25 protein-coding genes and 1 tRNA gene are annotated in these 22062 nt (G+C 43.8%); 6 read left to right on the top strand and 20 right to left on the bottom strand.

The genetic code is table 11. The features are described from left to right. Positions 1-4: 4 nt before the first annotated feature. From B4F66_RS10420 to queA, 5 genes are read right to left on the bottom strand one after another with little or no spacing between them, the layout of a single operon-like run. Complete coding sequence (locus B4F66_RS10420; protein WP_292355954.1) at positions 5-1147, bottom strand: cysteine desulfurase family protein; 1143 nt, start codon at positions 1145-1147, stop codon at positions 5-7. Between the two features lie 18 nt (positions 1148-1165). Continuing rightward, a complete protein-coding gene (locus tag B4F66_RS10415; RefSeq protein WP_292355956.1) occupies positions 1166-1624 on the bottom strand; it encodes an Rrf2 family transcriptional regulator in 459 nt (152 codons plus the stop codon). 50 nt (positions 1625-1674) lie between these two features. After that, positions 1675-2469 (bottom strand): serine O-acetyltransferase, encoded by a 795-nt coding sequence (gene cysE, locus B4F66_RS10410; protein WP_292355958.1) that lies wholly within the window; start codon positions 2467-2469, stop codon positions 1675-1677. Then, the gene (locus B4F66_RS10405) at positions 2466-3200 is read right to left on the bottom strand and encodes an RNA methyltransferase (protein WP_292355960.1); all 735 of its coding nucleotides are present in this window, start codon (positions 3198-3200) and stop codon (positions 2466-2468) included. Before B4F66_RS10405 ends, cysE begins: the two co-directional genes overlap by 4 nt. Further along, positions 3197-4228: a tRNA preQ1(34) S-adenosylmethionine ribosyltransferase-isomerase QueA gene (queA, locus tag B4F66_RS10400; RefSeq protein ID WP_292355962.1), complete on the bottom strand. Its 1032-nt coding sequence runs from the start codon at positions 4226-4228 to the stop codon at positions 3197-3199. The genes B4F66_RS10405 and queA overlap by 4 nt, the downstream gene beginning before the upstream one ends. Positions 4229-4355: 127 nt before the next feature. Between queA and B4F66_RS10395 the strand changes: the two genes are divergently transcribed. Beyond that, a tRNA-Leu gene (locus B4F66_RS10395) sits at positions 4356-4440 on the top strand. A 117-nt stretch (positions 4441-4557) separates the two neighbouring features. Here the strand turns inward: B4F66_RS10395 and ahr are convergent. Beyond that, the gene (ahr, locus tag B4F66_RS10390; protein WP_292355963.1) at positions 4558-5556 is read right to left on the bottom strand and encodes an NADPH-dependent aldehyde reductase Ahr; all 999 of its coding nucleotides are present in this window, start codon (positions 5554-5556) and stop codon (positions 4558-4560) included. 470 nt (positions 5557-6026) lie between these two features. On the opposite strand from ahr, the gene B4F66_RS10385 reads away from it, so the two are divergent. Next, positions 6027-6365: a hypothetical protein gene (locus tag B4F66_RS10385; RefSeq protein WP_292355965.1), complete on the top strand. Its 339-nt coding sequence runs from the start codon at positions 6027-6029 to the stop codon at positions 6363-6365. Positions 6366-6478: 113 nt separating this feature from the next. Continuing rightward, positions 6479-6754 (top strand): hypothetical protein, encoded by a 276-nt coding sequence (locus tag B4F66_RS10380; protein ID WP_292355967.1) that lies wholly within the window; start codon positions 6479-6481, stop codon positions 6752-6754. 49 nt (positions 6755-6803) lie between these two features. Here the strand turns inward: B4F66_RS10380 and bfr are convergent, their stop codons facing one another. Then, the gene (gene bfr, locus B4F66_RS10375) at positions 6804-7283 is read right to left on the bottom strand and encodes a bacterioferritin (protein WP_292355969.1); all 480 of its coding nucleotides are present in this window, start codon (positions 7281-7283) and stop codon (positions 6804-6806) included. Between the two features lie 272 nt (positions 7284-7555). Further along, a complete protein-coding gene (locus B4F66_RS10370; RefSeq protein ID WP_292355971.1) occupies positions 7556-7774 on the bottom strand; it encodes a (2Fe-2S)-binding protein in 219 nt (72 codons plus the stop codon). Between the two features lie 160 nt (positions 7775-7934). On the opposite strand from B4F66_RS10370, the gene B4F66_RS10365 reads away from it, so the two are divergent. Continuing rightward, entirely contained in the window at positions 7935-8633 is a 699-nt protein-coding gene (locus B4F66_RS10365) for a response regulator transcription factor (protein WP_292355973.1), read from the top strand. 12 nt (positions 8634-8645) lie between these two features. Here B4F66_RS10365 and B4F66_RS10360 read toward each other — a convergent pair whose 3' ends face one another. The 8 genes from B4F66_RS10360 to B4F66_RS10325 are packed head-to-tail and all read right to left on the bottom strand — an operon-like array spanning position 8646 to position 16497. Continuing rightward, complete coding sequence (locus B4F66_RS10360; RefSeq protein ID WP_292355974.1) at positions 8646-9947, bottom strand: sensor histidine kinase; 1302 nt, start codon at positions 9945-9947, stop codon at positions 8646-8648. Between the two features lie 4 nt (positions 9948-9951). After that, the gene (locus B4F66_RS10355) at positions 9952-10986 is read right to left on the bottom strand and encodes an SAM-dependent methyltransferase (RefSeq protein ID WP_292355976.1); all 1035 of its coding nucleotides are present in this window, start codon (positions 10984-10986) and stop codon (positions 9952-9954) included. After that, the gene (locus B4F66_RS10350) at positions 10983-11747 is read right to left on the bottom strand and encodes a DUF1295 domain-containing protein (protein WP_292355978.1); all 765 of its coding nucleotides are present in this window, start codon (positions 11745-11747) and stop codon (positions 10983-10985) included. Before B4F66_RS10350 ends, B4F66_RS10355 begins: the two co-directional genes overlap by 4 nt. Beyond that, on the bottom strand, positions 11734-12276 hold the full coding sequence (locus tag B4F66_RS10345; RefSeq protein WP_292355980.1) for a DUF2878 domain-containing protein: 543 nt from the start codon (positions 12274-12276) through the stop codon (positions 11734-11736). The genes B4F66_RS10350 and B4F66_RS10345 overlap by 14 nt, the downstream gene beginning before the upstream one ends. Then, on the bottom strand, positions 12269-13531 hold the full coding sequence (locus B4F66_RS10340) for an SAM-dependent methyltransferase (RefSeq protein WP_292355982.1): 1263 nt from the start codon (positions 13529-13531) through the stop codon (positions 12269-12271). The genes B4F66_RS10345 and B4F66_RS10340 overlap by 8 nt, the downstream gene beginning before the upstream one ends. Continuing rightward, positions 13528-14316 carry a DUF1365 domain-containing protein gene (locus tag B4F66_RS10335; RefSeq protein ID WP_292355984.1) on the bottom strand — a complete coding sequence of 263 codons (789 nt, stop codon included), beginning with the start codon at positions 14314-14316 and terminating at the stop codon, positions 13528-13530. Before B4F66_RS10335 ends, B4F66_RS10340 begins: the two co-directional genes overlap by 4 nt. Continuing rightward, complete coding sequence (locus tag B4F66_RS10330) at positions 14306-15568, bottom strand: NAD(P)/FAD-dependent oxidoreductase (RefSeq protein ID WP_292355986.1); 1263 nt, start codon at positions 15566-15568, stop codon at positions 14306-14308. Before B4F66_RS10330 ends, B4F66_RS10335 begins: the two co-directional genes overlap by 11 nt. After that, positions 15565-16497 carry an acyl-CoA desaturase gene (locus B4F66_RS10325; protein ID WP_292355988.1) on the bottom strand — a complete coding sequence of 311 codons (933 nt, stop codon included), beginning with the start codon at positions 16495-16497 and terminating at the stop codon, positions 15565-15567. Before B4F66_RS10325 ends, B4F66_RS10330 begins: the two co-directional genes overlap by 4 nt. A 247-nt stretch (positions 16498-16744) precedes the next feature. Here B4F66_RS10325 and B4F66_RS10320 point away from each other — a divergent pair, with 247 nt between their 5' ends. Beyond that, positions 16745-17236, top strand: a complete 492-nt coding sequence (locus tag B4F66_RS10320; RefSeq protein WP_292355989.1) for a nuclear transport factor 2 family protein — start codon at positions 16745-16747, stop codon at positions 17234-17236. Then, positions 17233-17769, top strand: a complete 537-nt coding sequence (locus tag B4F66_RS10315) for a chalcone isomerase family protein (RefSeq protein WP_292355991.1) — start codon at positions 17233-17235, stop codon at positions 17767-17769. Before B4F66_RS10320 ends, B4F66_RS10315 begins: the two co-directional genes overlap by 4 nt. A 27-nt stretch (positions 17770-17796) precedes the next feature. On the opposite strand, the gene B4F66_RS10310 is transcribed toward B4F66_RS10315, so the two are convergent. The 4 genes from B4F66_RS10310 to ectB all read right to left on the bottom strand — a co-directional run bounded on the left by B4F66_RS10310 (position 17797) and on the right by ectB (position 22035). Next, a complete protein-coding gene (locus B4F66_RS10310; RefSeq protein WP_292355992.1) occupies positions 17797-18699 on the bottom strand; it encodes a TPR end-of-group domain-containing protein in 903 nt (300 codons plus the stop codon). Beyond that, a complete protein-coding gene (locus tag B4F66_RS10305) occupies positions 18684-20126 on the bottom strand; it encodes an aspartate kinase (protein WP_292355994.1) in 1443 nt (480 codons plus the stop codon). Before B4F66_RS10305 ends, B4F66_RS10310 begins: the two co-directional genes overlap by 16 nt. 58 nt (positions 20127-20184) lie before the next feature. Continuing rightward, positions 20185-20589 carry an ectoine synthase gene (locus B4F66_RS10300; RefSeq protein WP_292355996.1) on the bottom strand — a complete coding sequence of 135 codons (405 nt, stop codon included), beginning with the start codon at positions 20587-20589 and terminating at the stop codon, positions 20185-20187. A gap of 84 nt (positions 20590-20673) precedes the next feature. Beyond that, positions 20674-22035, bottom strand: coding sequence for a diaminobutyrate--2-oxoglutarate transaminase (ectB, locus tag B4F66_RS10295; protein WP_292355998.1), 1362 nt, complete (start codon positions 22033-22035; stop codon positions 20674-20676). Positions 22036-22062 lie beyond the last annotated feature (27 nt).

Below are 22062 nucleotides of genomic sequence, written 5' to 3'. Positions count from 1 at the left end.
TTCATTACCTGTTCATCAAATGGTTAAAACGACTGGCTTCTTTTTCAATTACGACTGCCAGTTGTTCAATTTGTTCTGTAGTATTTTCCAATGAAACACTCACCCGGACAGCACCTAATGCCGTCATATCATCTACGCCCATGGCTTTAAGCACATGGCTTGGTATTTGTCGTCCCGTGCCACATGCTGAACCACTGGAAACCGAAAACCCCTTGCGATCCAGTGACATCAGTAAGGTGTCGGAATCAAAACCCTGTAATGAAAAAAACACTGTATTTGGCAGACGTTCTGTTGACTGTGCAAAAACCGTCACCCCGGGTATTTCGCGTAATCGAATTTCCAGCAAATCTCTTAATTCACGACAATGTTGCTGATAATGCGTTAATTGTTGCTTGGCTTTCTCAGCTGCCGCCCCAAACCCGACTATTGCCGCAACATTCTCGGTACCACTGCGCTTTTCGTGTTCCTGACCACCACCTAATACATATGCAGGCCAGTCCAGTTTTTTATCAACAATCAGCGCACCAACGCCTTTTGGACCACCGAACTTATGTGCAGACAGACTCATCATCTGAATCCCAGCCGCCTGAAAATCAATTTCCAGCTTACCGGCTGCCTGCACGGCATCACTGTGAAATACGATATCCCGTTGCCTGGTCAGTTCGGTTAATTGAGCAATATTCTGTATTACGCCAGTTTCATTATTTGCCCACATCACCGAGACCAGACGGGTATCGTCGGTCAGTAAGGTTTCAAATATCTCAACATTGATCAGACCATCAGCATTAACCGGAATGAACAGTACTTCAAAACCCTGCTGTTGTAATCTTTTGGCGGGTTCAAGCACGGCAGGATGTTCAGTACTGCCAATTAAAACGCGTCCGGAATCGTACTTCTGAGCAACGCCACCAATGGCCTGATTATTCGATTCTGTGCCACCACTGGTAAATATAATTTGATCGGTTTCTACATTTACCAAATTGGCGACTTGTTGTCGTGCATGATCAATTGCTGCAAGCGTATAACGACCAAAACGATGGCTGCTGGAAGGATTACCCTGTTGCTGTTTAAGATAGGGCAACATCATATCCAGAACGCCTTCAGCCAATCCGGTTCCGGCGTTATGATCTAAATAAGCAAAGGACATAAGACTCAGTAACGAAAATTAAAGTGCATCAAATTTGATGACTTTTTCGCTGTTACCCCGGTTGTTAAGATTTCGTTCGTAGTCACTTACCACATGATGCAAGGTGATACCTGCCAGATAGAGTCGAATCTGATCACTCAGGCTTTGCCATAACTCATGACTGACACATTGCTCATCAGCATGGCAGTTATGTTTGCCCTGACATTGCGTGCTATCCACTTTTTCATCAACCGCTGAAATCACATCCAACACAGTAATTTCGGTAGCTGCCCGACTTAAACGATAACCACCGCCAGGACCACGTGAACTGCTGACTAACCCCTGTTTCCGTAATCTGGCAAATAACTGTTCCAAATAGGAAAGCGAGATACCCTGACGCTCGGATATATCAGCAAGCGTGATCGCGCCGACACCGTAATTCAGACTTAAATCGAGCATTGCTGTCACAGCATAGCGACCCTTCGTCGTTAAGCGCATATTGGTTTCCTATCACAGACTATTCTGATAGTTTTCCATACCCGACTATTTTAGTCAACTTTAGCTGAATCCTGATCTTTATCCAACTCGCATCCTTCCAGTTCAGGCATCGAAACATCTGGCATTTCGCCGCCTAAACGATGAATTGTCTGGCACATGGAATCCATGCGCTTTTCCATTAAATGAATATGTTCAATCAATCCATGAATGGCAGATGCCACCGGATCCAGTGTTTGTGTTGAGGTACCATAAGCATCAAAACCAACGGATTGCGCCAGCTTTTCCTGGGCTTTTTTGTCGGGGTTCTTCTGGCTTCTGACCACTCGTCCAGGGATACCAACAACGGTTTCATTCGCTGCAACATCCTTAACCACTACCGAATTGGAGCCAATACGGGCTCCTTCATGAACAGTAATCGGCCCTAAAACTTTTGCCCCAGCCCCCACAACAACATTATTGGTTAACGTCGGATGGCGTTTGCCACCTTTCCAGGAGGTCCCCCCCAGTGTCACACCATGATAGAGCGTGCAATCATCACCAATTTCGGCTGTTTCACCAATCACCACGCCCATGCCATGGTCAATAAAAAAGCGCCGACCGATTTTGGCGCCCGGATGGATTTCAATTCCGGTCAACCAACGACCGATAGTCGACATAAAACGAGCCAGCCACATCCAGCCTTTTTTCCATAACCAATGGCTGAAGCGATGCAGTGTTAATGCATGCACACCTGGGTAGGTGGTGACGATCTCAAACACATTGCGCGCCGCAGGATCTCTGTCAAATACGCAGTAGATATCTTCTTTAAAACGCTGCCAGCGGGTCACATGTAATTGATCGTTCATTTTGTACTCCTCGCTTTGGTCTCTGCTGCACGCAAAATGCCATGCAAAATCTGAACTTCATTCCGGTCAAGATCTGCACGGTTAAATAAACGACGAATCCGCCGCATTAAATTACGTGGATTGCTCGGATCTAAAAAGCCGATGGTGGTCAGACTGCGTTCGAAATGGTCGTATAAATGCACCAGATCTTCGGCGTGAATGGCCTCACGTTCTTCACCCACACGACCTCGTTCAATGGTCGGATTGAAACTCATGCGTAATTCATATGCCATAACCTGAACCGCAGCAGCCAGATTTAACGAACTATATTCTGGATTTGCCGGAATATTTATCAAGGTATGACATAGATCCAGTTCGTCATTTGATAAACCGGAATGCTCCCGCCCGAATACAATTGCAATATGGGTATCATCATCATATTTTTCAAGCGAGGCAACCGCTTCACGCGGATTCATTAATGGCACTGCAAGGTGTCTGAGCCGGGCACTCATGCCAAACACATGCTGACAACCGGTTAATGCCGACTGCAGGGTGTCATGCACCACTGCTTTCGCCAACACATCATCTGCTCCAGAAGCCCGTGCTGTCGCCTCGGCACTAGGATAGATTTTCGGCGATACCAGATGAAGATTTGATAAGCCCATGGTTTTCATTGCCCGGGCAGAAGCACCGATATTACCTGGATGTGTGGTGCCAACCAGCACAAAGCGAACTTTGTCTAAAAGAGTCATGCAGTTTTCCTGGTGATAAACATGGCGTCACCGTAACTGAAAAAACGATAACGTTGCTCAATGGCGTGATGATAGGCCGTCATTATATGGTCGCGTCCGGCAAAGGCCGAGACCAACATCAATAAAGTCGATTCGGATAAATGAAAGTTAGTGACCATCGCGTCTACTGAACGAAACTGGTAGCCCGGATAGATAAAGATATCTGTTTCACCTGAATAGGACTCAATTTCGCCACTACGTGAGGCGCTTTCCAATGCTCTTACGCTGGTAGTGCCTATTGCAATAACTCGTCCACCTTTTTTGCGAGTTTGACGAACCTTTTCACAAACGGTTTCGCTAACTTCAATACGCTCGGAATGCATTTGATGCGTACGAATATCCTCAACCCGCACCGGCTGAAATGTTCCTGCTCCGACATGCAATGTGACTTCAGTCATGTCTATACCGCTATCGCGGATTCGTTGCATCAGCTCATTATCAAAGTGCAGCCCGGCTGTCGGTGCTGCCACCGCGCCAATTTGCTTGGCATAGACGGTTTGGTATCGATCCAAATCATTTTTATCAACTTCACGCTCTATATAAGGGGGTAAAGGTAATCGTCCGTATTGTTCGAGCGCCTCAATTACGTCGCCTGCAATATCAAACTTAAGTTCAAATAACGCATCCTGACGGCCCAGAACCTCAACACGAAGCTCGGTTTCCAAAATTAAAATTCGACCCTCTCCCGGAGACTTGCTACTGCGAATGTGTGCCAGAACGCGTTTATCGTCCAGGACCCGTTCTACCAAAACCTCAATTTTCCCGCCAGTTTCTTTTTCGCCTAACAGGCGAGCAGGAATGACTTTGGTGTTGTTGAACACCAGCAAATCATTGGGTTTGAGTAAATCCAGAAAGTCGCTGAACAGGCGATCTGCCAGCTCACCACTATTTCCATCAAGTGTCAGCAATCGGCTGGCAGTTCGGTGTTTGGACGGATACTGGGCGATTAATTCGGGTGGGAGTTCAAATTGAAAGTCGGTACGTTGCATGGCGAGATCATAGCAGAGCTATTGCGCTTTTCGTTAGGTAAAATCGCTTCCAGACATGAAAATATCATCAAAACGTTAAAACGGGCTTTCATAATCGGACAGCCCTCGTTATAATGCTCGGCTTGTTGCCGGGGTGGCGGAACTGGTAGACGCGCCGGATTCAAAATCCGGTTTCTTCGGAAGTGCGAGTTCGATTCTCGCCCTCGGTACCAACATTAAACCTTTTATAAATCAACAGGTTTATCCAGAATATTTAAGCCCCATCAGTTATACTGTTGGGGCTTTTTATTTACCGACAGTAAACGTAAATCACCGCCTGTTTTCCTGCTTTACCGCTCAAGAACGATTCTATAACGCACATCTCCTTTACGCAGTTTTTCAATCGCCTCATTTATCTGATCAAACGGATACATTTCCACAACCGGCTTGACCTGATGACGTTGAGCAAATTCCAGCATTTTGTTGCAGGTTTGCATACTGCCGGTATCTGATCCGGAAATACTTCTTTGCGCTTCTGTCAGGTTGAATACTTTAATATCCAATGGATCCATGGTTGCCCCGACAAAATGCAGCCGCCCTTTTGGTTTTAATTTACTCAGGTACAGATTCCAGTCCAGTTTGACGTTAACAGTAGAGAGAAGCATATCGAATTTTCTGGGCAGCTCAGCCATGACGACGGCATCACGCGAATCCACGCTGTAATGAGCCCCCATATCCAGAGCTTCCTGTAATTTTGCTGCGCTGGTAAATGCTGTGACTTCGCATCCCCAGGCTTGCAGAAATTGCAAAGCAATATGTCCTAACCCGCCAATACCGATTACTGCCACCTTATCTGTTGGCTTAATATCAAATTGCACTAACGGATTGAATACCGTCAAACCGCCACAAAGCAATGGCCCGACGGATTTAAGATCAATCGCTTCAGGTAAAGGAATAACACTATTGGCATTTGCCCTTACCTTATCGGCAAAACCACCATGATGGCCGACAATGGTAGGGGTAAGATCTGAACAGATATTTTCATCGCCGTTATGGCACTGTTCGCAGGTTTCACAATAATCAGCATACCAGCCTAATCCGACTGTTTGCCCGACTTCCAGGTTGGTGACAGCGGCACCAATCTGACTTATTGTTCCAACTACCTCATGTCCAGCAACGACCGGGTAAATAGACATCCCCCAGTCATTGTCGATAATGCTGATATCGCTATGACAAATACCGCAATATCGCACCTCAATCTCGACCTCATGCTCTCCTAACAGGCCGGGGTCATATTGATATGGAGTAAGTTTGGCCCCCCGCTCCAGCGCAGCATAAGCATTAATCATTTAATATCCTTAATTCGGTCAGGAATGTTAATTACATGATTATTATAGGTCAGCATCGTTTGGACACTTATCCCAAACTGGCAACTTTCGATGAAATAGTGAAGCTAGGAGCAAAATGTATAGTTCACGTTTAATCATTTTGCTTTATTCATCTCCATTACTGAAGCAAATATCACTGTAAATATCCGTTATGCATAATCTGAAGACGCATTTTTCATAACGCTTGTCAGATGTTATAGTCAAAAAAAAGCACCATAAAGACATATAGCGCTATATCTATCGCTAGAATCTGTTGATCTTTCAAAGTCACCACTGCTGGAAGCTATTTTTTCGTTCTACAAGGCGGAAATGATGCGAGGCGGCTATGAATTATCAACAGACCCTAGTTTACTAAGCCCTTTTTGCCAAACTTACTTCTGTTTACTCAAATGGATCTGAACTGTCTGCAGAAATGATCCGGAGAGGTATTTATGCATAGGAAATTAACAATTTCAGTATTTTTAGTCTGTTCAGCATGCAGTCAAAATGATGTAAACCTGACATTTGCTGAGTTGGAAGCTGCTGGTTTTGAAAAACATCAGCAACAGTATTTTCAATTAGTAGGAGCAACCAACGCCTGGTCGGGCAAATGGGCCAATGAAGATGTCGAAGTGTATACCTTTGATGATCCCGATCTCGAAAACGCACCTTTTTATAAATCCATTAAAACAGATGGTTCTGATTCAAAGTGGGCCGATAAATGTGTCCACAAGAATGTGATTTTGCTTAGTAAGGGTTATCAGGCCTGTGATCGTCTCTATGAGCTTTAGTGTCTGTTGATCTTTCATAGCCGCCTCTGTTGTGACTATGAAAGATCAACAGACAGTAGATCAGAAGCAGTTGCGGAAAAATGACGATAATTTAATTTACGAGAGGAAATGAAATGAGTGAGGAGTATGCTCAACAACTAATTGATATTCTGCTTTTATCGGATAATTTTCAAATGGATTTAAAAGCCCTGATTTCCAAAGTGGCCCATTTTGATGGCGATTCGGTTGCCGATAGAAAATGTCTGGCAGAAGCATTTGATATGTTAACGAGAGAAAAACTTATTTGGGTAGATGATGAACCCATTTATGAAAGCCAAGGCGATCAAGTGCTTTTCAATGAGATGATTATTGGCTTAACCAAAACCGGATCCAACGCATCGATAAACTAATAAAAAAAGCCCTTTCAATTAATCTGAAAGGGCTTCTGTTAATGAAATATTATTCGGCTTCTTTAACAATCTGTGCCTGATGGAAGTTTTCAATACCCATTTTATCAATCAGGCTGAGTTGTGTTTCCAGCCAGTCAACATGCTCTTCTTCAGATTCGAGAATATTCTTGAATAAATCACGGGTAACGTAGTCACCAATCTGTTCGCAATATTGAATACCTTCTTTCAGGTCTGGTATAGCATCAAGTTCTAATGAAAGATCGGCTTCCAGCATTTCACGAGTATTTTCACCGATACGCAACGCACCCAAATCCTGCAGATTCGGTAACCCCTCCAAAAACAGCACGCGTTCCGTCAGGGCATCAGCATGTTTCATTTCATCAATCGATTCATGATATTCATGCTCATAGAGGTTTTTCAGACCCCAGTCCTTGTACATTTTGGCATGTAGAAAATATTGGTTAATGGCTACCAGCTCATTACCTAATACTTTATTCAACAGCTCAATAACTTTTTTATCACCTTTCATCGGATTCTCCCTTATTCCTGGATCTGATGAAGACGATTATCGTTCATAAAGAATAAATGTCAAAGATAAGCTATTGATATTAAAGGCAAATGATAACAATTATCATCTACATTCTGTTCCATACGAGGTGGAAAAATAAGAATTAGCAATTAAAGCTAAGTAAATTAGTGACTTGTTTGTTTGGCAAAAAGCCACAAATAAACTATGGAAATAAGACTTTGAAATATTCAGGATTCAATTGGAGTTGAGGAGGTTCTACTATCTGCGCAGAGTTAACGCGTACCGTTCACAGTTTGGGCCACCAGAAAGTTATCCTGTTCGATAAGCTGTGGGGCATGTTGCTGCAAAACACGGTTTACCTTGAACTGACATTTACCACAGCTTGCGGCAGCACCAGTGCATTCACGGATAGCTTCCAGCGAGTCTGCGCCAGCATCAATAGATGCTTTAACTTTATCGACATTCACGTTGTTGCAAACACAAACTATCATGAAATAAACCCTATTGGTTAACCGTGTTGTTAATGATAATGATTGTTATTTATTAAGTCAAATGGCTTTTGTTATTTTTTGGGAGAAATTCCCAAAATTGCTACTTGCGATGCGGATGTTAACATCGTAACGTAGCTATAACAGGCCTTAAGAGAACAGTATGAAAGCAATATCAGCGACAGTATTAATAGTTGAAGATCATCGGGACTTGGCTGCTAATGTAGGTGATTATCTGGAAGTTGGCGGTTTTACCGTTGATTTTGCAACAGATGGCATTACCGCATTACAGTTATGTGAAGAGCACCATTACGACGCAATCGTTCTGGATATCATGCTCCCCGGAATTGATGGCTTTGAAGTCTGCCGCAGATTACGTCAGGAAATGCATCTACATACGCCGATCATTATGCTGACCGCCCGTGACACCATTAATGACAAGGTGAACGGTTTTGATTTGGGTGCAGATGATTATTTGATTAAACCTTTTGAAATGCGTGAGCTCGAAGCCAGGCTGATTGCAATGATCAGACGTCAACGGGGAGAGCTAGAAGGTGGAAAGTTAACGGTAGCCGATCTCACCTATGACCTCGATACTATGCGTGTTATGCGAGGTGATAAGCTTATCAAGCTGTCTCCAATAACGTTACACATCTTGCGGATTCTGATGCGCGAATCGCCAAAAATTGTCAGCCGCGAACGTTTGGAAGCTGAAGTCTGGGGTGATGATGCACCCGATAGTGATACGCTACGCAGTCATTTGTATAACCTGCGGAAAAGTCTGGATAAACCTTTTCAAAACCAGTTAATGCATACCTTACCAGGTGTGGGTTATAAGCTTTGCAGAGAAGAAGATCTTTAAAGCTTATTTAGCTTAACGGCTGCGAAACTGCGCTTTGGGAAAGTGCACACTGACCTCGGTCCCCTCGCCCATTTTGCTGGATAAACGCAGATTCCATTCATAGCGATTACATAACCGTTTAACAATAGTCATACCAATACCATACCCCGTAGTCTGTTGCTTCTCATCTGCACGGAAAAACGGTTTAAAGACTTTCTGCATTTGATCCCGGTCCATCCCAATTCCACTATCGGCCACTGAAAACCCGTCCGATCGGATAGAGACAGTAATATTGCCACGCAGAGTGTAATTAAAGGCATTACGCAATAGATTACCAATAAGAATCGGTAACACTCGTTCAGCAGCCAGTACGACTAAAATACCCGACTCTTCCACATTCACCGTGATCGGTTTATCGTGATGAATCATTCGCAGGTTATCCAGTTCCGCAGCTATCAAATCATTCACCGTGATTTCACGTAAAGGTAACGCCTCAACCTGCTCCCTGGCTAATAACAACAGCGTTTCAATCAGCGATTCCATATCCATCAGTGTGCGATACATACGGTTCATTTCTGTCACTGCTTGATCGCCATATTTGCGTTCAACCACCTCCAATGCTCCACGGATTACAGCTATTGGGGTACGTAATTCGTGACTGACGTCGCGGGTAAAATTCCGTTCACGTTCAACAAAGTTTTCCAGCCGGTTAGTAAATTCATCTAACGCCCGGACCAGACTGGAAACCTCGTCATCTGGAATGCTTCTCAAATCATGCAGATCCAACTGGGGAAAATTACCCTCCCGAAAGTCCACTTCGTTGACTGCCCGTGACAGTTTCATTATGGGTGAAACTGCCTTATGTGACTGTCGATAGGCAATCCAGGCCAGCAGATAAAGCACAACTAGAACCATCGCCAGAGGTAATAGACCAAAGACTAAAGCCAGTCGGGAAACCTTCACTTCATCAAAAATCAGATACAGACGACGATCACCTTTGTCCTCGACATAAACAATGGGCTGCTGGCCTGCCAGCTCAGCACGTTTCAAGCCTGGTCCCAGCTCCTGTAAGGCTGGTGGTAACTGAGAATAATTGTCCCGTTCGGCCATGTAAGCTTTTAGGTTCATGGTGTTGGGTAATGGAAACTGCGGATCTTCTGCACGCATATCCCAGAAATGTTGGGCTTCACCCTCTAGAGCAGCACGCACCAATACATCTTCAAGGGTTGCTTTTGCAGCGTAAATTCCGGCGATAGCCACCAGACTAATTAATGCAATTTGTATTAAAAAGACTTTAACCAGCTTGGCATGAAGATTGGTATTGGATTTAGCCATCGACTCAGTTTACTCGCTTTGAGAATAAATAATGCGTGACCAACCACTCGGTTCCATCGCGATAGCCAAATAATTCAGCACAGGCCATAAAGAATAACCGCCATCGCTGTAGCCAGATAGCGCCCTCCCCTTTACCGTAGGTTTCATCAAACAACGCTTTAATCTGTCTGGCATTTTTATCCGTATTTTCCAGCCAGGCTTCAGCTGTTTTCTGATAATGCTGACCATTGACCAACCACTGCTTTTCAATCTGCAGAGCATCCTGAAAATGCAATAACGTGTCTGCTGAAGGCATCAATCCACCGGTAAAAAAGTAGCGTCCCATCCAATTATCATCGCCTTCAGTTTCGAAAGGATAAACGACATTACGATGACAGAAAATATGCACAAAAAGCTTGCCGTCAGACTTTAGCCAGCAACTTACATTGTTGAGCAGCTGCTGATAATTACGCATATGTTCGAACATTTCTATCGAGACAATCCGGTCGTATTGCGTATTCAGTTCCAGTTTATTGACATCGCAGGTAATGATATGAATATTGGTTAATCCACGGGCAAACGCTTGCTTTTCAATATACTCTCGTTGCGAATTGGAATTTGATACAGCAGTGATTCGTGAATACGGAAAACGTTCAGCCATATATAAAGTCAGTGACCCCCAACCGCAGCCCAGTTCAAGAATATCCTGCCCGTTTTTGAAATCACCCCGTTCGAGATAAATATCCAACATGGCCTTTTCAGCCTGATCCAGTGATAAGGTGTAATCATCCCACCAGCAACCGCTGTATTTGAGATGTTTGCCTAAAGACAGCTGATAAAATTCGGCTGGTACTTCGTAGTGTTGTTCATTAGCCGCCTGGGTTTCTATCGCAATCGGACTGTTTCGTAGCATTTCCATGCATTGATTTTTGATTTCACTGGCGGCTTCCGGATCATAGGCATTTTCATCTTGCAGGCGTTGCTTAAGCAGCCTGCGAATGCCAACTCTTATTAACATGTCAGGCACCAGTCCTTTTTCAGCGATAGTGATCAGACTCATATTTTTTTCCTCCAGGGAATAAATGCACTGGTTGTTTGTTGATAGCGACGATATTTATCCCCACGACTGCGAATCGCGTGTTGTTCGGTGTAGGGTATGCCGGTTATGAAATACAGAAATAACAACATCACTAATGGTGCCAACCAGAGCCACGCTGCGTGTTCTATGCCAATCGCCATTAAGGGATAGCTAAACCAGTGTAACCATTCGAAAAAGTAATTCGGATGTCTGGAATAATTCCACAAGCCTGTTTCGCAGACTTCACCTTTATTTTTCGGATCAGCTTTGAAATTGGCTAATTGCTTATCGGCAATAGTGACCCCTGTGATAGCAATAATGGCGACAGCAAGGCCGGCATATTGAGCGAGACCTAAAGATTCAATCTGTCCCTGAGTAATAAACCAGACTGGAATGGCAAATCCCCACGCCAATAAAGCCTGGAACTGGAAAAAGAAAAAATGATAAAAATTGGTTCTAGCGCCCCAGTACTGTCTCAGGTATTTATAACGTCCATCTTCATCTTCACCTAATACTCTTTGGGCGAGGTGAGTTCCCAAACGCAAATACCAAAGCAGCATGATACCCGATGCCATAATGCTCAGCGGCAAATAGCCCTCACTGGTCAGCAAATGAAAGAAAGCCAGAAAACTTAATGCAAAAGCCCACAACACGTCGACAATTCCGGCATTTTTACTGCGAATTTGCCAAAACCAACCACCCAGCATTATTAAAGATACAATGAAAAGACTAAACCACAGCATGTTGTTTTCCTGATTCTTGATTGCGCCAATAATTGGCCAATGTCAGTAATAATGGAATTGCCAATCCCCAGCTAATGGCTAGTACTACGATTAATATTTCTGGTTGCAGCCAGTCTAGTGCACCTAAACGACTGCCTGCATAATAGGAAACAGGACTTGCAACCGCAGAAAATATCCCCGCCATCACACGTCGTCTTAATAACCATGACAGCGAGTGATTAAGCGTTAACGCAAAATTTATCCATAAACACCATATCCACCAGGGTGCAATCGGTTCAATAGTTTGAGCTTGATAAGCCATTAAATTCCAGGCTGACCAGCTCGAATCCAGCACGACACCGATTAAAATTGCCGCCAGCACCAGTTTGTAATCAGTCTGTTTCCAGCGACAAAAACGAAAATGAAAGATCAAAAAGGCGACGGTAAAAATAACGGCCGGTGAATTCAACTCCGCGGCCCCGCTTAATACACAGACAAACCAACCGATTTGAAACAGTAAAAAATTAACTATCGTCAGACGATCAGGCATATTCTGGACACCACTGGGCACGCCGGTTTTCGACTTTACTGAATAGTAAGTGCACGTCACTGATACTGCGTTCGGCAAAACCACCTTCGCAGTAGCAAAGATAAAACTCCCACATCCGAATAAATGAATCCGGATACCCCATGGCGCGAACTTTATCCAGAGAAGCGTTAAAACGTTCACGCCAGGTGGCCAGAGTAATCGCGTAACTTGGGCCAATGTCTTCAAGGCTGGTGAGTTTTAGCTTGGCTTTGGCAGCAGCATTACTCAGCACAGTTACACTGGGGATAAAGCTGCCCGGGAAAATATAGCGCTTGATAAAATCCACTGATTTGACTGCCTGGGCATAACGGTGATCTTCCAGCGTAATCGCTTGAATAATGGCCAGGCCATCTGGGGTTAATAAGTCCGCACACCGCTGAAAATAGTCATCGATATAGTGATGCCCCACCGCCTCAACCATTTCAATCGAAATCAGCTTGTTATATTGCCCTCGCAGATCACGGTAATCTTCAAGCAATACTGTTATCTTGTCAGCGAGACCCGCTTTTGCTACACGCTGAACAGCATAATCATATTGTTGCCGGGAAATAGTCGTTGTTGTGACTTTGCAGCCATAATGCTGAGCAGCAAATACCGCACAACCACCCCAACCAGTACCAATCTCCAGCAGATGATCTGTCGGCTGTAAATCCAGCTTGTCACAAAGTCTCGCCAGCTTTTGCCGCTGAGCTGTTTCAAGAGATTCAGTACCGCTGTAGTACAGGCCGGATGAATACATCATCCAGTCTTTATCCAGAAACAACTCAAATAACTCATTGCCCAAATCGTAATGGGCAGCAATATTCTTGCGGCTACCACTTCGGCTATTGCGATTAAGCCAGTGAAAGCCTTTTAATAACGCACCGGTAATTCTGGCAAAGCCCTGTTCGAGTTCATCAGTCAATGACTGGTTACGCACCAGAATTCTCACCAATGCAGTTAAATCACTGCAATGCCAGTCGCCCTGCATGTAAGATTCAGCAGCGCCGACGCTGCCGCCTTGTACGACAGCTTCAAAAAAGCGCCGATCATAAACGGTCAGACTAATCGATAGATCGTCCTGTGGATCGCCTAATTCATAAACTTCACCTGCTGTATGTAAATGAATACAGCCTTTCTGGATCCTGCCTAGCTGACCAATAACAGCTTTTTCATACAGTTTTGACAGTCGGCTGGGTTTGCCACTTTGTGTTTCAATGACGGCCGATTTACTCATTTATCCTCTCCATTGGGTATAACAGGCTGGGTCACGGTATCGGCTTGTTGATCAGGATGACTGAACGAAGGGGTATGCTTTCCCCATAAGCGTAACGCCTGCCAATAAATACGCATAACAACTCTGAGCGTCTGTAGTGGATAGCGTATAGGTAACCAACGCATGCTTCTTGCGGTCATTGGCTGGAAATCAGCCTGTAATGTCGCATCAAACTGGCGCTCTCCTTCGCGCATTAACACCATGTTGATATTGATGGCATCTTGTTCCAGCTGAAAACGCCAGTGATATTGAATATCCATCGGCATAAACGGTGAAATGTGAAACTGCTTGTCAAAATCAAAACGCCATGGCTGGTTTTGTTGCTGATTTACTTTCAATACATAGGCATAACGTTCATTCCAAGGTGTATTGTTAATTTCGGAGACAATAAACTTGAGCTGTCGCTGTTCGAAACAGAAATAGAACGTTACCGGATTGAATACAAACCCGAGATAACGCGGATGAGTCAGGATCTTTACCGTACCTGAGAACGACTCACCACTCCGTTGCTGTATCAACTCCACCACCGCCTGTTTCAAATCAGCCTGGTCGGATTGCAGATAATCCTTACGATAAAAACTAATCAGATTGAAGCGTTCCAATGACCAGAAACGCGAGCGTTTAAAATGTGATTGCAGCTCATCCAAGTCCAGCATCAGCATCGCCAGTGGATACTGGAACTCATGAATTTTTGGCAGATGACGCTGATGATGCACCCAACCACGATAAATTCCATCAGGCAACATCGGCGACTCCCTGCTGAGAATTTTCCAGAGCATCAATCACCCGCAGAGCACTGCTCACCCCATCCTCATGAAATCCCCACCCCCAATATGCACCACAGTAAAAAGTATGCTGGGTATCAGCAACTTCCTGCCAGCGACGCTGAGCATTAAGCGTGGAGAGATTATAAATTGGATGGGCGTAACGTCGATGCACCAGGACTTTTTTCGGGTCAATCAAATGTCCGGAATTTAACGAGACGATCAGCTCTGCTGGAGCATTCAGACTTTGCAGCGTATTCATGTGATAACTCACGGTACATTGCTGACTCAATTCAGGGCTTACGCGAACATTCCAGCTGGCCCATGCCTGAGTATTTTTCGGCAATATATCTGCATCTGTGTGCAGATGCATCTCGTTTTCCTGAAAGCCTATTCCCCCGAGAACGGCCACTTCCGTTTCACTGGGCTGATCCAGCATACGTAATGCCTGGTCCGCATGTGCAGCGATGATTACTTTATCAAAATGACGCTTCTCTCCATGTACCGATAAGCTCACACCATGGATATTTCGCTCTATCCGTTGAATGGGTGAGCCTGTCATAAACTCTGCATTTGTTTGCTGCACCAGCGCATCAACATAAGTCTTTGAGCCACCTTTAACCACACGCCATTGAGGTCTGTCCGTCAGCGACAGCATGTGATGATTATGCATAAAACGAATAAAATACTGCGCCGGGAAATCCACCACTGAAAGACTGGGACCTGACCACAAAGCACACGCCATAGGGATTAAATGGTCATTGATAAAAATATCACTGTAATTATTGATTGCCAGATATTGGCCCAATGTCAGACCGTCATCATCTTCATTTAATAATAACGGGGCTTCACGATAAAACCGTACCAAATCCCACAACATTCTATAAAAACGAAAACTCACCAGATTACGACGCTGACAGAATAATTTATTTAAATCAGTAGCGTTATATTCCAGACCTGAAGTGGCATTACTGACACTAAAGCTCATCTCAGTGGGCTGACTTTCCACTCCTAATTGGGTTAATAATTTGCTGAAATTTGGATAATTCTGTTGATTAAAAACAATAAAGCCCGTATCAACATGAAAAGCTTTGCCAGAAATCTCTATAGAATGCGTATCGGTATGGCCGCCTAGATAATTACCGGCTTCAAACATAGTAACTTCATGTTTTTTGGCCAGATAATATGCTGAAGTCAAACCGGAGATTCCGCCACCAACAACCGCAATTTTCATACAGCGGCCTCAGAGAGGATTTTCTTGCTTTCGCGTTTGTGAAGCGGCACTGTGCGGACATCCCAGATGAGTCCAGTTTTTTGCATGATTTTTAGCAGGTAATAACTTATATCGATTTCCCACCAATAAAATCCTTGTCTGGCAGAGGCAGGATAATGGTGATGATTGTTGTGCCATCCCTCCCCCAGGGTCAATAATGCCAGCACAAAATTATTACGGCTTTCATCGCCTGTTGAATAGCGTTTTTTACCAATTCGATGCGCCATGGAGTTTATCAACAGCGTTGCATGTAATAACACTACCGTCGAAATAAAATATCCCCACACCAACATTTGCCATCCATTGGTACCCAGTCCTGGAGCAAGCTTTTCCAGCAATACGCCTGTAATAAATAAACTTGCTGCCAGTATAACCGGTGCGATCAAATCGTATCGATCCAGCCAGCGTAGTTCAGCAAACCTTTTCCAATCCGGAACCAGGCTGTAATCAGCTTGATAATGTTTTCCTGAAAGAAACCAACCCATATGGCTCCAAAAAAGACCCTGTTTGGGAGAATGAGGATCGGCTGGCTGATCTGCATGACGATGATGCTGACGATGATGTGCTGCCCACCATAACGGTCCGCGTTGTGTTGCAGTTGCACCGATAAATGCAAAAATAAATTGCACCGTCCGTGATGTTTTAAAGGATTTGTGTGAAAAATAACGATGATAAAATGCTGTTATGGCAAACATCCTGATTAAATATAAAGCGACTGCAACAATCACTGCAATTGGAGAAATGCCCACAAAAATAACTGACACACAGGCCAGATGCATAAATAGAAAAGGGATAACCCTTAACCAATCAACACCAGCATCTCCGTTACCAAGTTCGGCAACAGATAATCCGGCTTCACCATTGTCAAACCATTGTCGAATTGATTTCATGAAGTATCTCTTTTCTAGACGATGTGAATCTTAGTCAGCAAAGTGTGAATTGCATGTGAAGAGTTAAGGGCGTATTGCTCTTTAAAAGCATGACAGCCTCTTCACTTCATTTTCACAATCAATACGCTTTGATGAGCAGACTAATAAAGTTCATCGGAAAAGAACCATGTTAAAGATCCCCCCAACGCTAAAATTGACGTGGTTCTTACCAATATTCGTTTTAACAGCGGCCTGTAGTGGAAATTCTATGCAAAGTGCTTATGTAAATGACTACCAGAAAGCTCTTGAATCAAAAGGTTCGCAGCCAGTTGAAAACAATGAGGCTGTAAATGGCTTTATTGAGGTGTTTAATCAGGCTCAACATGGCGAAGTGGCAGATATTATTCGTCAAACCTATGCTGAACAACTTTATTTTAACGACACCTTTCGAACCATTACTGACAGAAATGAACTCATAGAATACATGGAACAGACCGGGAAACAGGTTGATCGTCTCGATGTACGGGTTCAGGATGTTGCTCGCAGTGGTAACGACATCTATGTGCGTTGGATAATGCAAATGCAATTTAAGGTAATGGGAAAGCAAGTCGACAGCAAATCGATTGGTATCAGCCAATTACGCTTTAATGAACAGGGCAAGATTATCTTACATCAGGATTTCTGGGATGGTGTGGATGGGTTTTATCAACACTTGCCGATTATTGGTTACTCCCTGAAGAAAATACGGGAAAAGTTATGATAAACCGCATTCTGTTTTTTTCATTGCTTCCTTTTCACCTTGCCAGTGCGAACAGCTTTGAATCAGAAATACAGCTGGATAATTCTACCCTGCAACAATGTTCAGCCGTGCCTATTAAAGTGATGTTGTTCAATCTCGGTGATGTTGCTTTGTATCGTGAACAATGCAGTGATGATAGTGCATTGACCAGCCAGTCAATTCAACTTTCATTTATTTATAAGCGAAGTTTTGATGCCGAGGATTTTCAAAAATCTTCAGTGGAATTGCTACGGCGTAATCTGGATGAGGATTTGTTCAAATCAATTGAAATGGCATTATTGGATTTCAATGCTGGCTATCAGAAAGCAGAAGAAGGTGATCGTTATGATATCCGCTATTCATCTGAATCAGGCTTGTTGCTATTCAAAAATGGTCAACAACTGAGCAAAAGCGACGATGCTCAACTTGGTAAAGCTTACTTTGATATCTGGTTTGGCAAAGATCCTTTCAGCAAAGGAATCAAAGAAGAATTATTGGCAGGCCTGAAAAACTAAACCCGCCTGTTGGCGGGTTCAAATATGTTAACTCTTTTCTTCACTGGGATATAACAGCTTTTGTAAGCCCGGATGATCCTGCAAAGGCTGTAATGCCGGTTCCAGAGCAATTTCTTCTCGATAACTTTCACTGCGCGAAATAGCTTGTTTAAGATAATACAGCGCTTCTTCAAATTGCCCCATTGTCGTATAAGCACATGCCAGCTGATAAAACGCATGGCTGTTTAGTGGATCAATCAATAAAGCCTGATGGCAAAGATTGGCTGCCCATTGAGGCTCACCTAATTCAAGTACCGCGTCAGCCTTATAGGTCAATGCCTCACAATCATCGCGTTTAATCTTCAGGATATGATCATAAATACCGATTTTATGTGATGCCGTATTTTCCTGGGCAGCACGTAGCCATAATGACTGCAGTTCCTGAGTTCGCTCAATCTCTTCGCGGTTCTCTTCAATATGCTGTGTTTTCTGATTAAGTTGCAATTCTATAGCGTGTAACCGCTGCTCGTATTCCATCACTAGTTTTGAGATCTCTTCATCTGCCAGCGAGTGCACCCGCTCTTTGATTTCCCGAATCGATGTCCATCCCACCAGAACTAATATCGATGTTGCACCTGCAATCAGATAGAAAAAATAGGTAACCGTGTTGGTTGAATAGGTAACCGCTTTATCCACCGCGTTAATTTCACGGTTTACAATCTGCTGAATCATTTCATTGCGTTGTGATGCCATGTCAGTACGCAATTGCTTCAATTCATCCAAAACATAACGTTCTATGAACGGTGAATAGAGCGGTTCTTCCAATACGTCAACTTCAGCTTCAAATTGTTGCATTTGCTCATCAGATAATGGGGCCACCTGAGTTTCTGGCTCTGCATTTGCCAATAATGGCAAGCATAAAAAACATAAAGCTATTAAGACGCGAGGCATATGGCTCTGCCGTGATCATGAACCTCTACTAAATAACTGTGTAGATTTTTGATGGCATCAGCATAGTCATCTTCGTCAATAATAAATTGCATATCTACCTGACGCATTGACTGATGCATGGCCAATACACTGATATTTTTCTCAGCCAAAGCACTGACCGTACGTGCCAGAATACCGGGTATTTTCATATCACTACCAATCGCTGACACAATGGCCACTTTCTGCTGATTAATTTCAGCTTCCGGAAATTGTTCCTGTAAAGCTTCCCTAATCCGCCGAATATTCTTCAGGCTGGCAGTAAGATAATGCGTAATGGTGTTGGCATTAATATCTTTGGAAATAATATGGGCCTTGTTTTTGCGGATCTGGGCCAGGATTTCACGATCATAATTTTCAATATTGCCCGCCATATCCTGATCAAACAGCTCAAATGCATAAACATGTTTGCAGCCGGCGATAATTTCTACACAAGGTTTGCTACTGATATAGTCACCGGTGATTAATGTTCCGGCATGTTCAGGTTCAAAGGTGTTTCTCACCCTTAATGGAATATTATTCTGCCGTAAGCCTTTTGCCGCTTTAGGGTGAATAGCTTCCATACCCAGATTGGCTAATTGATCAGCCACATCATAATTGGTCCGGCCAATCGGCACAGCATTGTCTTCACCTACCAGACGCGGATCAGCGCTGCTTAAATGAAACTCTTTATGAATAATCGCTTCATTGGCATTGGTTAATACAGCAATACGGCTAAACGTCATTTCGCTGTAGCCGCGATCAAAGGTCGACATCAGACCATCATCACTATGGGCATACCCGGTCACGATGGGTAACTCTTTACTCAAATCAATTTTGGCAAACGCTTTATCAATTCGTTCATCAAGTTTCATGTGCTTGTCGGTCTGCCAACCGGTCAAATCAACATAACGGGCATTGATCTTGTCTTTTTTAAGTAAAGTTGCCGTATTCCAGGCACTGTGAGCCTCGCCAATACTGGCCAGCATTTCACGTACTGTTGCCAGATGCATATCCAAGGCAAAGTGACCATGCTGGCAAAGTCGTTGCAGATCTGCCAATACCCGTTCTGCATCATCAAGACGTTCGCCAATAAACTCATTAGCTTTGTTTAGTGTTTTTTTATCTTTAAACAATTGCTGGTTGATGGAAAAAATCTCTTGTTTGAGCTTTTCCATCGCTTCCATCCAGCTATCATCATTCAAACTGTTGGCAAATTCAGCGTAAACACCAGAAGTGCCATTTTTCTTATGCTCAAGCAAAAGGTTGGTAATACCACCATAAGCTGAAACAACAAACACACGATTGTAAATTGACTCGTTATGAACCGGTTTCAGAATAATATTGTCGCGCACTGCGACATAGTCGCTCATGGAAGTGCCGCCTATTTTTTCTACCGTATGAAATTGCATATCTACTCTCTGTTAATTCGTTGTACTCCGGGCTAAACCGGAAAGGCTGCATTGCCTGTTATTCAGTTACTGCTTCGGCGTCTAACTCATAAGCACCTTCAGCGTTGTGTACTTCTTTGCCATTTAATGGTGGATTGAAAACACAAGCCAGATGAAGCTCTTTAAAGGCACGCAGGATATGACGATCATGTTTATCCAGGTTGTATAAAGTACCCGGGGTAATTTTGTAGACCTTGCCATCATCTAGCGTTTCCACTTCACCTTCACCGCTAATGCAGTAAACAGACTCCAGATGATTTTGGTAATGCATGCGAAAATCAGCACCGGCATAGATAGTGGTGATATGGAATGAATACCCCATGTTGTCATCTTTCAATAACATACGGGTGCTTTCCCAGTTACCGTCCGGTGAAACGATACGACGTGAGGTTTTTTGAGCTTCTTGAAGTTGTCTGACAATCATGATTTTGTCCTCTGTAAATGCTTTGCAATATCCGGTGAACGGAAAGCCGCTCACCGGATTGTTAATACTGGGTTGAGAGGTTTATTAACTTGCCGCTTTTTTGCTTTCCGGCTCAACCACATCAGATTTACTGGCTTCATCGCTTACTGAATAATCACCTTCAAAAAAATCCTTTTCTTCCGGAATGCTGTCTGCTTTATCGCAAACTTCTTTAATAGCCTGCTCCAGAATATCGATACCTTTTTTCAGATTTTCATCTTTAATAGTTAGTGGGCAAAGGAATTTCACAACATGATCGTCTGCACCACTGGTTTCGATAATTAAACCTTTCTGAAAACATTTACGGGTAATTTGTCCAGCCAGTTCGCCATTGACACAATTAATACCGCGGAACATGCCACGACCATGTGAGTTAAAGTTACCTTCACCGTATTTCGCAACAATTGTGTCAACGCGATCAGCAATGTATTGACCTTTGCGCTGAACTTCCTTGGCAAATTTATCGTCTTTCCAGAAATAATCGAGTGCGGCTTTAGCAGTGACAAACGCATGATTGTTGCCACGGAAGGTACCGTTATGCTCACCCGGTGACCACTGATCGACTTCAGGCTTCATCAGCACGACAGCAAATGGCAGACCATACCCACTGAGTGATTTGGATAAGGTGACGATATCAGGGTAAATGCCGGCTTCTTCAAAACTGAAGAAAGTACCGGTACGGCCGCAACCTGCCTGAATATCATCAACAATCAATAAAACATCATGGCGTTTGCAGATTTCTGAAAGACTTTGTAACCAGGTCATTGAAGCAGCATTGATACCGCCCTCGCCTTGTACAGTTTCAACAATCACCGCGGCCGGCTTGTCGACACCACTACTGGAATCCGACAACATCTTGTCGAGCAGATTGGTAGTATCGAAATCATCACCTAAGTAACCATCATAAGGAATTCGGGTTGAACCATGTAAAGCAATACCAGCTCCACCACGGTGAGTTGAATTACCTGTTACCGATAAGGCACCAAGGGTCTGTCCATGCCAGCCATTTGTAAACGAAATAATATTTTCACGACCGGTTTTTTTACGGGCAATTTTTAATGCCGCTTCGACTGCATTGGTTCCGGTAGGACCAGTAAACATGACAATGTAATCAAGGTCACGTGGCTTCAGAATATTCTCGTTAAAGCTTTCCAGGAACTCACCCTTGGCACGAGTATGTAAGTCCAGCCCCTGAGTAATGCCATCACGTTGGATATATTCAATCAGTTTCTCTTTGAATAAAGGATGATTGTGACCATAATTCAGCGAACCGGCACCAGCCAGAAAGTCTATATATTCATTACCCTCATCGTCGTAAATCAACTCGCCTTGGGCTTTGTCAAATAGACGAGGGAACGCGCGGGCATATGAACGCACTTCTGATTCGATCTCTTCAAAAATTTTCATTCGCTTTTCTCTCCTGTGAAAATTGTG

This window comes from Methylophaga sp. UBA3603 (assembly GCF_002375335.1).
In the GTDB taxonomy this organism is placed as follows: Bacteria; Pseudomonadota; Gammaproteobacteria; order Nitrosococcales; family Methylophagaceae; genus Methylophaga.
The sequence above is the reverse complement of the archived record's forward strand: the minus strand, read 5'-3'. Positions and strand labels throughout refer to the sequence as shown.